Below are 14,488 nucleotides of genomic sequence, written 5' to 3'. Positions count from 1 at the left end.
CACACCCCGACCGGGGTCGGGGCGATCCACTCAGCTGATCGCGGCCAGCCCGCGCTGGACCGCGGTCTCGCCGGCGGCCAGGCGGTCCCGGGCCACGGGAAGCAGACGACCCTCGCCGTCGAGCATGTCCCGCCAGCCGCGCAGCGGGACCCACCCCAGCAACCTGTCCGCCTTCACGCACGAGATCCCGGAGGCGTCGGGTCGCGGCACCGGCCGCAGCCGCACGGCGTCCCCGAAATGCCGTCGGACCAGGTCGTGCAGCGGCAGGCCGTTGGCGTTGTCCGACGCCGCCGCGTAGACGACCTCGTGACCACTGGTCCCGGCGGTCACGGCGGCCAGCAGGAGATCGGCCAGGTCGTCGACGACGACGTAGGACCAGAACGAGGCGCTGGTGTCCTCGCCCCGTGCCCGCACGATCGGGCCGACGTTGCGCTCGATGTTGCCCTCCCACTGGATCCACGTCGGCCGGACCGACACGGCGGTGATGTCCGACCGGGCGACGGCGGCGTCCATGAGCAGTTCGCCGAACCACTTCGACAGCGCGTAGGTGTCCTGCGGCGCCACGGGGTGCAACTCGTCGACGGGCGCGTACTGGGCGTGGAAGTACCGCTTCGGGTACGAGAATCCCGGCACCGTCTCGCTGGAGATGTGCACGAAGCGCCGCACGCCGGACCGTTCGGCGGCTTCCACCGTGGCATGGGTCGCCATCAGGTTGGTCCGGAGGATCTCGTGCGGCGGGTTCTTCACCGGGCTGGGGATCCCGGCCGCGTGCACGACGGCGTCGTGGCCCGGCAGGACGGCCGCGGCATGCCCGGCATCGCTCAGATCTGCCTGGATGTACCGCACCCCACCTGCCCGCTCGTAGACCGGCGGCAGCCGGTCGACGGCGGTCACCTCGTGTCCGGCGCGGAGCTGGGTGTCCAGCGCGGCAGCGCCGAGTTTGCCGCGTGCCCCGGTCACGAGGATGCGCATGGTGGGGGTCACCTGTCGGTCCCGGGGGCGCTGCCTCGCCCGTTCCTGTCAGCTGACATGGCGGCGCGCCGTCGGTCCCGCCGACCCCGTGGCCGCCCGGGCGAGGAGTTCGGAGTAGAGCCGCTCGTAGCCGCGGGCCATGACCGCGGGGCTGAAGCGGCTGCGGGCGGTCGCGGCGCAGGCCTCGGGGTCCAGCTCGGCCAGCCGGCCCAGCGCCGCGGTGAAGTCCACCTCGTCCTCGGCCAGAAATCCGGTGACCTTGGGCTCGACGAGCGAGGGAGGCACCCACGGGCCATCGCCACGACCGGCGTCCCGGCGGCCAGGGCCTCGCAGACCGCGGTGCCGCCGGGCTCCTCCCAACGGATGGGGAAGAGCACCGCCCGGGACCGCCGGAGGAGGTCGGCCTTCTCGTTCCCGGCCACGCTGCCGATCCAGCGGGCCCGGTCCCCGTCGAGGTGGGGTGCCACGTGCTCGAGGAACCAGCGGACGTCGGGATAGCCGCGGACCGGGCTCGTGGGGTCGGCGAGCGCGGCCTCCAGGGCGGCCCGGTCGGGCTGACCACCGACCGGTCCGGCGAGCACCAAGCGCACCCCGGCCGCCCGGCAGGCCCGCAGCGCGATGTCGATGCCCTTGGCCTCGCACAGCCGGGCCAGCACCAGCACCGAGTCGGTCCGCTCCTCCGGAGCCGCCGGCCGGCTGTCGGGGATGGGGACGGAGAGCGGCACGGAGCCGAGGGCCTGCCGGCGCAACGTGGCCGGGCCCCGCTCGATCTGGGAGTCCGAGACACCGGCGAAGAACACCCGCCCCCGTCCGTCGAAGGACTCGTAGAAGTCGGCATTGCGTCGCAGGTCCCAGTGCAGCGTGTGCAGCACGGGCGGAGCCGCGTCGCCGAGGGCGCCGAGCACCGCGGGACCGACCACCTCCAGGTGCGTGTGGACCACATCGAACGGCCGCCCCGTAGCGGCGTGCCGGCCGATCTCCTCGACGACGACCTGCGCGTGCGCGTGGGCCGTCCCGACCACCTCCGGGTACGGCGCCGCCAGACGGGCGAATTGTCCCCGGGGAAGGCGCTCACCCGGCCGTCGGCGTCCTGCTCGCTCTCCGCCACGGTCGCCAGGACGACGCGGTGCCCACGACGGCGGAGCTCCGTGGTCAACGTGGCGACAACCGTCTCCAGGCCGCCGTATCCCCGGGGTGGAACCGGCAGCCACGGGCCGGCGTCCATGAGGATCTTCATGCCGACCAGCCGGGTGCGCCCGTGGTGCGGCGGGCGGCATAGGCGGGCACCGTCCGCATCGGCGGCCGCTCGACCACGCCGACGTCCCAGGTGACGGCTTCGATCCCGCCACCGGTCCGTACGTACTGGATCAGCTGGTCGCTGGGCACCCCGATCCCGGGGCAGCGGGCCAGCGCGGTCTGGATGATCTGGCCGGCCATGCGTCCCAGCGCGGCGTCGGGCTGGTGCGAGTGGCGCCGCGTGCCGAGATCGACCTGCGCGAGGGCGTCCACCCCGGCCAGCTCGGCGAGGTCGATGAGCAGCCCGAACTCCACGCCGTAGTGCGAGACGAACGGAACCTGCTCCAACAGTTCGCGCCGGCCCGCGTACTCACCCGACAGCGGCTGGACGAACCCGGACAGCTGGGGCCACAGCGCGCCCAGTAGGGGCCGGGCGGTCAGCTCGGTCACCCGTCCGCCGCCGCTCGGTACCAGTCCTTCGGCGGTGGACAGCGGCCGGTCGTAGAGCCCCTTGACGTAGCCGACGGTGGGGTCGGTGAGGAGGGGGCCCAGCAACCCCACCACGAACTGCGGATCGAAGGAGATCAGGTCCGAGTCGATGAAGACGATCAGATCGCCGTCGGTGACGTGCAGCGATTTCCACAGCGCTTCACCCTTGCCGGGAACGCGACCGCGCTCGGGCAGCACGTCGTCGACCCTCACCACCCGGGCCCCGGCACTCTCGGCTGCGACCACCGTCCGGTCCGTCGAGCCGCTGTCGGCCACGACCAGCTCGTCGACCAGTGCATGGCTCTCCACGAGCTCGCGGCGGATCTCCTCGACGATCGCGCCGACGGTGCGCTCCTCGTTCAGCGCCGGGAGCACGACACTGACCGTTCGGCCCTGAGCCTGTTTGGCGGCCGACAGCGCGGCTGCCTGGTAGTTCGTGGCGGTGTAGGTCCGGCGGCTGAGCCACCGGGAGACGTCCACGCGCATGCGGTGTCCTTCCCGTCGAGCGATGACCGGTACGCCACCGCATCTCGGCAGCGGGGAGGTATGGCTGTTCCCGACCGTCCGCGCGGGACAGCGTCTCCCCGCGGGGGCGATCCAGGGGCAGGATCCGCACGGTGACTTCCGACGACGGCAGCCTCCCGTCGTGACCGTCCGCGTGGGGCTCGTGGGGGCAGGTGGGGTCGGCGCCCGGCATGCCCGCACCCTGGCCGGTTTCGACGACGTCGACCTGGTCGCGGTCTGCGACCCCGTGGCCGAATCCGCCGAGGTCCTGGCCGGAGAGGTGAACGCCCGGCACGTCCCCGACCTCGCGGGCCTGCTCGCCCTCGGACTCGATGCCGTCTGGTTGTGCGTGCCACCGTTCGCGCACGGGGAGCTGGAACTGGCGGTCGTGGGCGCCGGGCTGCCGTTCTTCGTCGAGAAGCCCCTGGCAGCCGACCTGAGCGTGGCCGGGGACGTGGCCGCGGCGGTCGAGGCCGCCGGGGTGCCGACGGCGACGGGATACCACTGGCGGCACCTGGACATCGTCGAGCGGGCCCGCTCGGCGCTGGCGGGCACCGCCGTCCGGCTCGTGGACGCTCGCTGGTGGAGCACCACACCTCCACCCGCCTGGTGGAGCCGGCGGGACCTGTCCGGCGGCCAGGTCGTCGAGCAGGCGACCCACCTGCTCGACCTGATCCGGCTGCTGGCCGGGGAGGTTGTGGAGGTGGTGGGCGGGTCCGCGCCGTCCTCGGCCGGCGGACGGGACGTCCCCGACGCCGCCGCGGCCGTGCTGCGCCTGGCATCCGGCGCCGTCGGGACGGTCAGCGTCTCCTGCGTCCTGCCGGCGCTGACGGCTGCCGGGCTGGAGGTCATCGGCGACGGCGTCGCCCTGGAGCTCACCGAGACCGGACTGCGCGTGCGCACGCGGGACGGGGAGGTCCGCGCCGAGCCGGTGATGGACGCCAGGAGGGCCGTGGACCGGGCGTTCGTGGACCTGCTCTCCGGCGGAAGCGCGTCACCGGGGATCGTCGACGTGGCCGAGGCGCTGCGGACCCACCGGCTGGCCTGGGCCGTCTCGGAGGCCGCCCGCACCGGGACCGCCGTCCGCGTCGGCGATCGATGACCACAACCGTCCCCGTCCGCACCCTCGAGGTGCCACGGGCCGGCGAGCTGGAGATCGTGGAGACCGTCCTGCCGCCGCTCCCGGACGGCCGGTTCCTGGGACGGACGCTGTTCACCGGGCTGTCGGCCGGCACCGAGCTCACCTGGTACCGCGGGACCAGCCCGTACTTCCGCGCCGGCTGGGACGCCGAGTTGGGCATGTTCGACCGTGACCGGCCCACGGCGCGCTTCCCGGTGCAGCGGCTGGGCTACATGGAGGTCGCCCAGGTGACCGACAGCCGGACCACCGCGGTGCGCGAGGGCGCCCTGGTGGCGATGGCCTACGGGCACTCGACGGCCGTGCACGGGGATCCGCTCACGCAGCACGTCGTACCTCTGCCCCCGGGGCTGGACCCGCTGCTGGGCGTGTACGCGGCCCACCTCGGGCCCATCTGCGTCAACGGCCTGCTGCACGCTGCCGCGGACGTCGGTGGCAGCGAGCTCCGGGACGGGGTGGGCGGCCGGCTCGTGCTGGTGACGGGCGGCGGGCCGATCGGCCTCCTGGTCGGGTTGCTGGCACAGGTGCACGGTGCAGCGGAGGTCGTCGTCGTCGATCCGACCCCGGAGCGCAGGGCGGCGGCGCTCGCGCTCGGCCTCGACGCCGTCGACGACACCCCGGACGTGGCGCGCGAGCTGAAGATGCGGTGGCGGCACGGACCGGCCGACCACGGAGCCGACGTGGCGTTCCAGTGCCGTGGCGCCGGCGCGGCGCTCGCCACCGCGCTGCGCTGTCTCCGTCCCCAGGGCACGGTGATCGATCTCGCCTTCTACACGGGAGGTGCCGACGACGTCGCACTCGGCGAGGAGTACCACCACAACGGGCTGTCGATGCGCTGCGCCCAGATCGGCCGCGTCCCGCGCGGGCTGGCGCACCGCTGGGACCGCCGTCGCCTCTCGACGGAGACGCTCGCGCTGCTCGACGTCCACGGCCCGAGAATCGGGGCGGCACTGGTGACCGACGTCGTCCCGTTCGACGAGGCGCCGTCCTTGTTCGCCGAGCTCAGCGCGCGGCGTCGGCACGTGATCACGGCAGTACTTCGTGTGCCGGAACCCTGAGGGGTCATCGAGGCCTCCTTCCTCGTGCCACCGCGCACGCCACCGTCCGGCGGCGAGTCGGCGCGCCTCGGGCCATGACACCTGGGCCGGGTGCGCCCCGTCGATCGGCAGAAATACGGATCTGTCCGGCAACGGCGCCCGCGGTGATGCGGGGGTCCGGGAGGACTGCCGACCTCGCCGCCGCCGGTTCCGCCGGGATCCCGGACGTGAAGGGGAGTGCCGGCCACCCGGGGCGAAGATGGGCAGTTGTGCCGAGGCGCTGGACGGCAGCCCGAGGATTCTGGAGGAGCGGCGGCCTGACGGGCACGGGCGAGCGCGTCATCCCCACCGCGTGATCGCTCTCGGGTCGGAGGCGTCTGCACCACCATCGGAGCCTCGCGGCGGGCTGCACCGACCAGCACAGGATGCCTCGGGAAGCAAGGAGAACGAGCCGGAGTGAGCGATGAAGCCCTGGTCACCTGGCAGTGAACCCGGGACGACGGCTGGTGGAGCGGCACCCGGGCACCCGGACGTGTTCGGGGTGCGGCCTGCAGTCATCGGGCACCGCGGGCTCGGCTGCGGCGTCGTCGCCGGTCACCAGCAGAACACCATCAGCTCGATCGGTGCCGCGGTGCACAGCGGGGCGAGATGGGTGGAGGCCGACGTCCGGCGTCTGGCCGACGACGTCCTGGTGGTGGCCCACGACGCCGCCTACCCGGACGGGACCCGGCTCGCCGACATCACCGGGGCCGAGGCCGACCGTCGCGGCACGCTGCGGCTCAGCACCCTGCTGGCCGAGCTCCCTCATCGGGTAGGGATCAACCTGGACCTCAAGTCCTCGATGGACGACTGTCTGCCGTCACCCGGGCAGACCACCGCAGGCCTGCTCGCGCCGGTCGTGGCGGCGGAGGCGACGCGGCGGCCACTGATGGTCTCCTCGTTCGACCCGGCAGCACTGTGGCTTCTGCGTCTGAACGCGCCGCGTGTGCCCCTCGGACTGCTCACCTGGCACCGGTTCCCCGTGGAGATGGCCGTGGCGGCCTGCGTGCACATGGACGTCGAGGTGCTGGCTCTCCACGTCGGCTCGCTCCGGTCGGGAACGGCCCGTGGCCAGATCGACTCGGGGGTCCTGACGAGTCTGCTGTCGCTGCTCCACCGGTGCGGCCGGCAACTGCTGGTCTGGTGCCCGCAGATCGCGTTGGCCCGGTTGCTGGTGTCCGCGGGCACCGACGCCGTGGTCGTGGACGACCTGCCCGAGGCGCTCGTGGCACTGAGCCCTTCCCCACAGCCGAGCACCAGCTGCTCGGCTGCAGCGGACACCTCGCCGGGCAGCCGGCCGCAGCACCCCGCAGCTCCTTCAGCCCTGCCCGGCTGGGCCACGCAGCGCGCGCTGCGCAGCGGCGGACAGGCCGATGCCCACCACGACGGCGGCGGCTGACGGCTTCGGTGACCACCGCAGCGCGGAGACGGCCCAGCCGGGTGGTGCGTCGTACTGCCGATCGGACTCATGGCGCGGTGCTGTCGTCGCCGGCGCGGGCGAGGTGGTGGCGAAGGCGTCGAGCATTCCGGGGACGAAGGCGGCCATGTCCTGGGGCCCTCTGCTCGTGGTGAGGTTTCCGTCCCGGACGAGCTCCTGGTCGAGCCAGGTGGCGCCTGCGTTCACCAGATCGTCGCGGATCCCGGGCCAGGAGGTGAGGGTCCGTCCGTCCACGAGTCCCGCCGATGCGAGTACCCAGGGTCCATGGCGAAGGGTGGCGATCGGCTTGTCACTCGCGGCGAACGCGCGAACGAACTCCCGTGCCGGGGCGGACTGCCGGAGCAGGTCGGGATTGATGAACCCGCCGGGCAACAGGAGGCCGTCGTAGTCGCCGGGATCGGCTTCGCCGATCGTCTTGTCCACGCGGACCCGGCTGGCCGGCATGTGCAGGTTCACCCCGCGGATCCGTCCGCGCCGCAGGGACACGACATCGATCGTGGCACCGGCAGCCTTCAGGGCTCGCAGCGGGACGATCAGTTCGACCTTCTCGAACCCGTCGGCCGCCAGGGCGGCGATCCTGCGGCCCTTCAGCCGGCGTCTGGTGGGCATGTCGTCCCCCGGTCGCTCGATGGCGCACAGATGGCGGACCCCTCGGCAGGGGGCCTCGATGGCTGGCTGCTCAGCGGTGAGCGGGATACCCGCACCCGGCACCCGGACACGTGCCTGGGCGAACTGAGGCGCGACCATCGGTGGACGACGATGTGCCCGCGACCGATCCGGGCCTGGGTCCAGCCGACGCCGTTCCTCCTGGTGGCCGGTACCGGCCCGTCCTCCTCCAGCGCGGTCGGCCTCCCGTCTGCTTACGCTCGGCCGGGTGGACGGCACGGGACCACGTGGGTGGGGAGTTCCGCTGCGTGCTGCGGTGCTGGACGTGACCGCCCTCGGACGGGGGACGACGCTCCTCGACCTGGGTTGCGGCGCGGAGGTGTTCGCCCGGGCCTCCGCCGAGGTGCCCGAGGGCGTGTTCGTCGTGGGGACGCGCAGGAGCCGCCGTCGGGGCCGTTCGACGTGGTCGCCGCGGTGCAACCGCTCATGGACGTCGCCGACCCGGTCGCGTTCCTGGCCGCGGCGGCGCGCTCCGGAGCGGTCGTTGCGGCGACGGTCTGGGGCCGGGAGGAGGAGTGCGACATCCGCGTGCTCGGGGAAGCGCTCGCCCCGTGGCTGGGACAGCGGCCACCGTCGGGTCCGTCGATCACCGAGCCCGCACGGCTGCGTGCCGTCACCGGGCAGGCCGGGCTGGACGTCGAGCGGGTTGACCAGGTCGTGTGCCCTTCCACTACGCCGACGAGGACGAGCTGCTCGACTCGGCGCTCGGCCGGGCGGCCGGCCGAGCGCCGGGCCGATCGCCCTGCGGGACGCAGTGTTCGAGCGGCTGGCGCCGGATCACCCTGCGGCGGGGGCTATCGGCTGGAGAACGTCTTCCGTGTGCTCGTCGCGCGCCGGAACGCTGAGGCGGCCCCGTCCGGAAGCCTCCCCCGAGCGTGCACGGGGTGAGGGGCGGGGGCCGTCAACCGATGCCGGAGGAGGTCGCGTACCGGGTCGTGAGAGAGCTCCTGCAGAGGTCGCCGTTCGCCTCCATGCCGAGCCGGGTCAGCCGGGCGCGCCGCAGGTGCAGAGGAACCTGTGCCGCGGTCACCGCGCTGCCGTCGGCATGGATGAGGGAACGGCGTCAGGGCACGAGTATGGCGCGACCGCGGACCTTGCCGGCGTCGAGGTCGTGCAGGGCGTCGACCGCCTTGTCCAGCGGGTACTTCTGCGTGTGCAAGGTGACCGTGCCCGCCTGCGCGAGCACCATGAGTTCGGCCAGGTCGGTGTAGGTGCCGACGATGTTGCCGACGATGTTCCGTTCGGTGGAGATGATGTCCAGCGTCGGGATGCGCAGCTCCCCGCCGTAGCCGATGACGAAGTAGGAGCCGCCCGGCGCGGTCATGTGCCAGGCGTCCATCTCCGCGCCGTGCTCCGCGACGTAGTCGAAAACGACGTGCGCGCCGGTCCCGCCGGTGAGGCCCGAGACCGACTGGACCTGGTTGCCGTCGGCGAGCACCGTCTCGTCCGCCCCGATCTGCTCGGCGAGCCTCAGCGCGTCGGGATTGCGGTCGACGACGACGATGCGCGCGCCGGTCAGGGCCCGGAGGCACTGGATGCCGATGTGCCCGAGCCCGCCGGCGCCCTGGACGACGGCGGTCGTACCGGGGTGCAGCAGCGGTAACGCCTTGCGGACGGCGTGGTATGCGGTGATCCCGGCGTCGGCGAGCGCCGCCACGTCGGCGGGGTCGGTCCCCGGGTCGAGCTTCACGCAGGCGCGGGCGGACGTGCGCAGGTACTCGGCCATGCCGCCGTCGTCGTCGGACAGCCCCGGGAAGAACGCGTTCGTGCAGCGCATGTCGTCACCGGCCCGGCAGGCCAGGCACAGGCCGCAGCTCGGCTGTGGGTGCAGGATCACCGTGTCGCCGACCGAGACGTTGGTGACGCCCTCGCCGACGGCGTGCACCCAGCCGGCGTTCTCGTGCCCGAGCACGTAGGGCAGTCGAGGGTTCTGCGCGGCCTCCCACTGGCCCTCGACGATGTGCAGGTCGGTGCGGCAGACCCCGGCACCGCCGATCTTGACGACGACGTCCAGCGGGCTCGTGATCTGCGGTTCCGGGATCTCGTCGATCGACGGGTCCTGGTGGTAGCGGTGCAGGCGAACAGCTCTCATCGGACGCTTCTCTCGACCTCGTCGCGACCGCCGCCCACCCCGTCCCGACGAGTGGCGGCGACGGCCACACCCTCGTCCCGCACCGGCGCCCGGCGCAAGGTGCGCTCGCCCGGCGTCTCGACCGGGCGTGGTGACCGCCGGCGGCGGAGCCCGGGCGAGGACGGTCGGGCCGCGACTGGCTCTCCCTCGGTCGAACGGACGTCGTCGACGAGCGACCATGCCCGGGCGACTTCTCACCCATGATCGGCAGCGGGCGCTGCCGGGGCCGACGGGGGATCGGGTCCGGTGGTCGTCCTGCCGGGGCGACCCTTCGGCGGAGTTCGCATCCGGGGGCCGAATCCGACCGGCAGCGTCCAGTGCCACGGTGATCGCCGTCGGCGAGGTCGGACCGACGACGCCATGAGTCGACGTCACCCGGGAGCACCCTCATGACATCCCTGCGATCCGCTCCGCGTCCGGGGCGGCGCCGTCCTGCGGGGAGCCCGCGCTCCCCGGGCCACCGAAGGACGGGGGCGGTCCACCCGGAGGACGGGGGGCGACCGTCGTCCGGGCACGGGGACGCGATCGGAATGACCGCACCGTCGGGCATCCCGGTCTTCGTCCGGTTCTTCCGCGCGGCAGCGCAGCTCAAGATGGACCGCAACGACGTCAAGCGGTTCTGCGACTTCGTCGACGGGCTGATCGACGACATCGCCGTGACCGGCCGCAACGCCGCCAGGTGGAACGGCCGGGACGTCATCGCGCCCCAGGACCTCCCAATCACGAAGGGCCTGCAGGAGCGGATGCGGGAGTTCGACACGTTCGAGGAGGCCGACGAGATCCGCGCGAAGCTGGCGCAGACGCTGCGCGCGCCCCCGCCGATGCCACCTTCTCCGACGAGACCGAGCAGCTGCTGCCCGAGCTCTTCGGCGGGTTGTCCCTGGCGCTCGCCAGGGCCTTCCGCTCGGTCGATCCCGAGGTGGTCAACCCCTCGACCCAGCACTGGGACCGGGTCACCGACCTCTTCCGTCAGGTCTTCTGATGTGCGATCCGCGATTCTCCGACGTCCACGAGACGGACGGCGGGCAGGTCGAGGCGCACCTCGCGCCGGCTGTGCGGCTGCACCACGTCCCGTCGGACGGTTTCACCGTCCACGTCCACCGCGTCACGCAGGGGCCCGTGTCCGTGGAGGAGACGCGGGGCACCGACGGCGTGCGGATCACGCTCGAGGGTGAACCCTCCTACGTGGTCGGACTGCCGCTCCGAAAGCCGGTGCACGCCGTCCACGGCCGTCGCGAGCTCGACCTCAGCCCCGGGCAGGCCGCCGTGTTCGCGCCGCCCGTCGAGACGACGATGGGCACGCCCGACCAGTTCGACGTCGTGCTGGTCCGCGTCGGGCCCGGCGCGCTGGAGGGCGCGCTGGAGTCGTTGCTGGGGCGAGCCGTCCGGCGGCCGCTGCCGCTGGCGACCACCGTGGCGCTGGGCACGACAGCTGGGCAGGCCTGGGCCGGGGTGGTCCGGTCGGTCGCCGGCGCTGTGCCCGGCACGACCTCGATCCTCGGCAATCCGCTGGGCCGGGCGCACGTGCAGGATGCCCTTCTGGCCGGATTGCTCTACGCGACCGGCCACCCCGACCGCGACGCGCTGGACGTCCCCGTGCTCACGTGGGGTCCACGGAAGGTGCGCGAGTGCCTGGACCTCATCGAGGCACATCCGGAGCGCCTGCTGACCTCCGGAACGCTTGCGGCTCACGCCGACATGAGTGTCCGGGCACTCGAGGGATGCTGGCGCCGGGAGCGGGACGTGCTGCCCCGGCAGGACGTCGAGCGGGTCCGGTTGCGCCGGGCGCACCGAGACCTGGAGGCGCACCGGCCGGGGAGACGACGGTCGCGGACGTAGCCGCGTCCTGGGGCTTCCCGCCGCGGCGATTCGCCGCGGCGTACGGAGCCCGGTTCGGCCGGTCGCCCGCGCAGACCCTGGGCGGACCCGCCTACGCGTGACGTGAGAGGGGCCGCGTCCTCGACCGGCTGAAGGCCCTTCGCCGGCGGTCAGCCGGGCCGTGGTCCGTCGTCGACGCCCGCGGTCCTCGCCGGTCGTGGTGAGTGTGTCGCGCGTCCTGCGCCGGCCATCCGCACAGCGGGGCACGGGCTCATCGGCCTGCCATGCCGATCCGCAGGCTCCCCGGTCGTCCCGCGAAGTCCATGACCGACGGGCGGGCCCCCGCACGCTGGGGAGGTGGGATCACGACGCGCCGCGGAGGGCACCGGTCCGCGACCCGTGCAACCGCGACGCCCAGAGTGGCCGGCCGGCCTCGTCGGCCGGGTCTGACCGGACATGTCGACGCCCGTCTCCCTGCTGCTGGAGCTGGGTGTCCTGCTGGTCGCCCTCCACGTCGTCGGCATGGTCGCGCACAGGCTGTCGTTGACGCCCGTTCCGCTGTATCTCCTCGTGGGACTCGCCGCCGGTGAGGGCGGGCTCCAGCTCCTCCCGACGTCCGGGTCCTACCTCGAGGCCAGCGGCCACATCGGTCTCGTCCTGCTCCTGCTCATGCTCGGCCTGGAGTTCTCGGGTGACGAGTTCGTCAGCAGCCTCCGCCGCCACGTGCCGTCCGCCGTCGTCGACGCCGTCCTCAACGCCGCTCCTGGGGCGGTCGCCGGCCTGCTGCTGGGACTCGACGCCGTGGGCGTCCTCGCGCTCGCCGGGGTCACGTGGGTCTCGTCGTCGGGCATCGTCGCCCGGCTGCTGGGAGATCTGCACCGTCTGCGCAACCCGGAGACACCGGCCGTCCTCGGCGTGCTGGTGCTCGAGGACTTCGCCATGGCGATCTACCTCCCCGTGCTGGCCGTGACCGCCGCGGGCGGCACCTGGTGGCAGGCGCTGGTCGGGGTGCTCGTCGCCCTCGGGGCCCTGCTCGTCGCCCTTCTCGCCTCGCAGCACTGGGGACACCGGCTGGGACGTGTTCTGTCGCACCCGGATCCCGAACAGTTCGTGCTGCGGATCCTCGGCATCGCGTTGCTCGTCGCAGCGGTCGCCGAGCACATCAACGTCTCCGCCGGCGTCGGAGCCTTCCTGGTGGGGCTGAGCCTCACCGGTGAGATCACCGACCGTGCCCGCGAGGTGCTCAGCCCCTGCGTGACGTGTTCGCAGCCGCGTTCTTCCTCGGGATCGGGCTGTCGATCGACGCCGCGGACCTTCCTCCTGTCCTGCCCGCCGCGGTGGCCCTCGCCGTGGTCACGGCCGTCACGAAGATCCTGTCCGGGTCCTACGCGGCTCGCCGCGAGGGCGTCGACCGGCGTGGTGGCCTGCGCGCCGGTACCGCCTTGATCGCCCGGGGCGAGTTCTCCCTCGTCGTCGTCGGGCTGGCCGGCGCGGCGGCCGATCCGCGGATGAGCGCACTGGTCGCCGCCTATGTGGCGATCCTCGCCGTGGGTGGCCCGATCGTCACCCGGCTGGTCGGTGAGGTGGACCGCGCGGAGCAGGGAGCGCCGGCGCAGCGCGGGACACGCGGTCCCGACTGACGGGCGGCCGACCCGATCCCTCAGGTCACGCCCTGCATCATCTGCCAGGCACGAGCGGCGACATGCATGTTGAGCCTCGTGTCGACCGTCCCCAGGTCCCGACCGTTGATCTCCCTGATGCGCCGCAACCGGTAGCGCAGGGTGCTGCGGTGGATGACCAGTGCGTGCGCTGCGGCGTCGTAGTTGCCGCCGCACTCGAGGTATCTCAGCAGCGTCATCACGAGGTCGGTCCCGCTGGCGGCGTCGTAGTCCAGCAGGGGCCCGAGCCATTCCCGGACGTAGGCCCTGAGCTCCGCGTCGTCCGTCCCGGGGCTGAGCAATCGGTAGATGCCCAGGTCGTGGTCCACCGTGATCCCGGCCGGGGATGTCGAGGCGACTCTGACCCGCAGCGCCCGCCTCGCTTCGGCGTAGGACTTCGGGAGCCCGGACGGGGCGGAACACCCGCCGCCGACGCCGATCGCCCCTCCCGGCGGCTGCAGGCGCTCGGTCACTGCCCGGTACAGCTCGTTCCAGTGCCGCCGGGCGGTGTGCTCGTCCGGGCAGGGCAGGACGGCCACCACTCCGCCGCTCCGACGTCCCAGCAGAGGCTTGGTGTCCACCACGCGGCTGACAGCGGTCTCCAGGGCATGGGTCAGCGCCACCTCGGTCGTCGCGCCGGGCCACCGCACCGCCAGGACCTGGTGGGGTCGGCGCAGGTCGTGGCCGAGAGCCTGCGCGCGGGAGACCGCGCTCTCGTCGTCGGTCCCGTCGAGCAGGTCGTCCATCAGCTCACGCCGCAGCCTCAGCTCCAGCTCGACCAGGCTCCGTCGGTGACCCAGCTCGATGGCCAGGACGGTGGCAGCGTGCTCGAGGACGAAGAGTTCCGGCTCACCGGCTCGCTGTTCCGGATCCACCAGGGTCAGCACGCCGAGGGCCTCGTCACGGCGCTGCGCAACGGCGACCACGCGATCTCCCTGGCGGACCGGCTCCGGGCTGCGGCGGGCGTTCCCGAGCAGCTGGGCGCGGCGCCGTGGCGGCAGCGGGGCGGGAGGCGCCGATCCCGTCGGGCCGGCCCAGGCCTGCAGATTCCCGAAGCAGTCCTCAGCCGTGACGACCAGCCCCGTGAGCCGGTGCAGGGCCTCGGTGACGCCCGTCGCGCCGGTCCCCGATGCGGCCACACCGCCGAGGGTCTCGTGGACCAGGCCGCGCCACTCCAGGTCCGCCACGCGCTCGAGGAGGCGGCCGTTCACTCCGGTCAGCTGCGTGTCGGACCCGGCCGGCTGGTCGCCCTCCTGCGGCGCGAGACCGTGGCACGACATGAACGGAACTGCGGTCATGCGAAGTGCTCCCTCCCTGGGCTCACGACGACGCGGGGTGGTCCCGGCCCGCCGGGTCAGGGGC

General features: G+C 73.2%; 13 protein-coding genes and 2 pseudogenes. 8 read left to right on the top strand and 7 right to left on the bottom strand.

Translation table 11 applies throughout. The features are described 5' to 3' along the window. Positions 1–30: 30 nt before the first annotated feature. The 3 genes from U6N30_RS17185 to U6N30_RS17175 all read right to left on the bottom strand — a co-directional run bounded on the left by U6N30_RS17185 (position 31) and on the right by U6N30_RS17175 (position 3,183). Positions 31–984: an NAD-dependent epimerase/dehydratase family protein gene (locus U6N30_RS17185; protein ID WP_324273212.1), complete on the bottom strand. Its 954-nt coding sequence runs from the start codon at positions 982–984 to the stop codon at positions 31–33. Beyond that, entirely contained in the window at positions 981–1,994 is a 1,014-nt protein-coding gene (locus U6N30_RS17180) for a glycosyltransferase (RefSeq protein WP_324273211.1), read from the bottom strand. The genes U6N30_RS17185 and U6N30_RS17180 overlap by 4 nt, the downstream gene beginning before the upstream one ends. A gap of 211 nt (positions 1,995–2,205) precedes the next feature. Then, on the bottom strand, positions 2,206–3,183 hold the full coding sequence (locus U6N30_RS17175) for a glucosyl-3-phosphoglycerate synthase (protein ID WP_324273210.1): 978 nt from the start codon (positions 3,181–3,183) through the stop codon (positions 2,206–2,208). 160 nt (positions 3,184–3,343) lie between these two features. Here U6N30_RS17175 and U6N30_RS17170 point away from each other — a divergent pair, with 160 nt between their 5' ends. From U6N30_RS17170 to U6N30_RS17160, 3 genes are all read left to right on the top strand, one after another. Next, positions 3,344–4,303: a Gfo/Idh/MocA family protein gene (locus U6N30_RS17170; protein WP_324273209.1), complete on the top strand. Its 960-nt coding sequence runs from the start codon at positions 3,344–3,346 to the stop codon at positions 4,301–4,303. Further along, the gene (locus tag U6N30_RS17165; protein ID WP_324273208.1) at positions 4,300–5,397 is read left to right on the top strand and encodes a zinc-binding dehydrogenase; all 1,098 of its coding nucleotides are present in this window, start codon (positions 4,300–4,302) and stop codon (positions 5,395–5,397) included. The genes U6N30_RS17170 and U6N30_RS17165 overlap by 4 nt, the downstream gene beginning before the upstream one ends. Before the next feature lie 520 nt (positions 5,398–5,917). Continuing rightward, the gene (locus U6N30_RS17160) at positions 5,918–6,814 is read left to right on the top strand and encodes a glycerophosphodiester phosphodiesterase (RefSeq protein WP_324273207.1); all 897 of its coding nucleotides are present in this window, start codon (positions 5,918–5,920) and stop codon (positions 6,812–6,814) included. Here U6N30_RS17160 and U6N30_RS17155 read toward each other — a convergent pair. After that, entirely contained in the window at positions 6,734–7,462 is a 729-nt protein-coding gene (locus tag U6N30_RS17155; RefSeq protein ID WP_324273206.1) for a type 1 glutamine amidotransferase domain-containing protein, read from the bottom strand. The two genes, U6N30_RS17160 and U6N30_RS17155, sit on opposite strands and share 81 nt — an antisense overlap. A 471-nt stretch (positions 7,463–7,933) precedes the next feature. On the opposite strand from U6N30_RS17155, the gene U6N30_RS17150 reads away from it, so the two are divergent. Next, a complete protein-coding gene (locus U6N30_RS17150; protein WP_324273205.1) occupies positions 7,934–8,407 on the top strand; it encodes a hypothetical protein in 474 nt (157 codons plus the stop codon). Between the two features lie 13 nt (positions 8,408–8,420). On the opposite strand, the gene U6N30_RS17145 is transcribed toward U6N30_RS17150, so the two are convergent. Continuing rightward, a complete protein-coding gene (locus U6N30_RS17145; protein WP_324273204.1) occupies positions 8,421–8,549 on the bottom strand; it encodes a hypothetical protein in 129 nt (42 codons plus the stop codon). A 33-nt stretch (positions 8,550–8,582) separates the two neighbouring features. Further along, the gene (locus U6N30_RS17140; RefSeq protein WP_324273203.1) at positions 8,583–9,611 is read right to left on the bottom strand and encodes an NAD(P)-dependent alcohol dehydrogenase; all 1,029 of its coding nucleotides are present in this window, start codon (positions 9,609–9,611) and stop codon (positions 8,583–8,585) included. Positions 9,612–10,039: 428 nt separating this feature from the next. Here U6N30_RS17140 and U6N30_RS34040 point away from each other — a divergent pair. From U6N30_RS34040 to U6N30_RS17120, 4 genes and pseudogenes are all read left to right on the top strand, one after another. Further along, a pseudogene (locus tag U6N30_RS34040) lies at positions 10,040–10,632 on the top strand (DUF1931 family protein). Further along, entirely contained in the window at positions 10,632–11,489 is an 858-nt protein-coding gene (locus tag U6N30_RS17130) for a cupin domain-containing protein (protein ID WP_324273201.1), read from the top strand. The pseudogene U6N30_RS34040 and the gene U6N30_RS17130 overlap by 1 nt, the downstream one beginning before the upstream one ends. Before the next feature lie 435 nt (positions 11,490–11,924). Further along, positions 11,925–12,623 (top strand): annotated as a pseudogene (locus U6N30_RS17125) (cation:proton antiporter); the annotation flags it as partial. A gap of 104 nt (positions 12,624–12,727) precedes the next feature. Next, positions 12,728–13,108, top strand: coding sequence for a cation:proton antiporter domain-containing protein (locus U6N30_RS17120; protein WP_324273200.1), 381 nt, complete (start codon positions 12,728–12,730; stop codon positions 13,106–13,108). A gap of 20 nt (positions 13,109–13,128) precedes the next feature. On the opposite strand, the gene U6N30_RS17115 is transcribed toward U6N30_RS17120, so the two are convergent. Continuing rightward, positions 13,129–14,424, bottom strand: a complete 1,296-nt coding sequence (locus tag U6N30_RS17115; RefSeq protein ID WP_324273199.1) for a PucR family transcriptional regulator — start codon at positions 14,422–14,424, stop codon at positions 13,129–13,131. Between the last annotated feature and the right edge of the window lie 64 nt (positions 14,425–14,488).

Origin of the sequence: Blastococcus brunescens (assembly GCF_035320885.1) — a bacterium.
Classification (GTDB): Bacteria; Actinomycetota; Actinomycetes; order Mycobacteriales; family Geodermatophilaceae; genus Blastococcus_B; species Blastococcus_B brunescens.
This window is presented reverse-complemented; position numbering and strand designations above follow the sequence as displayed.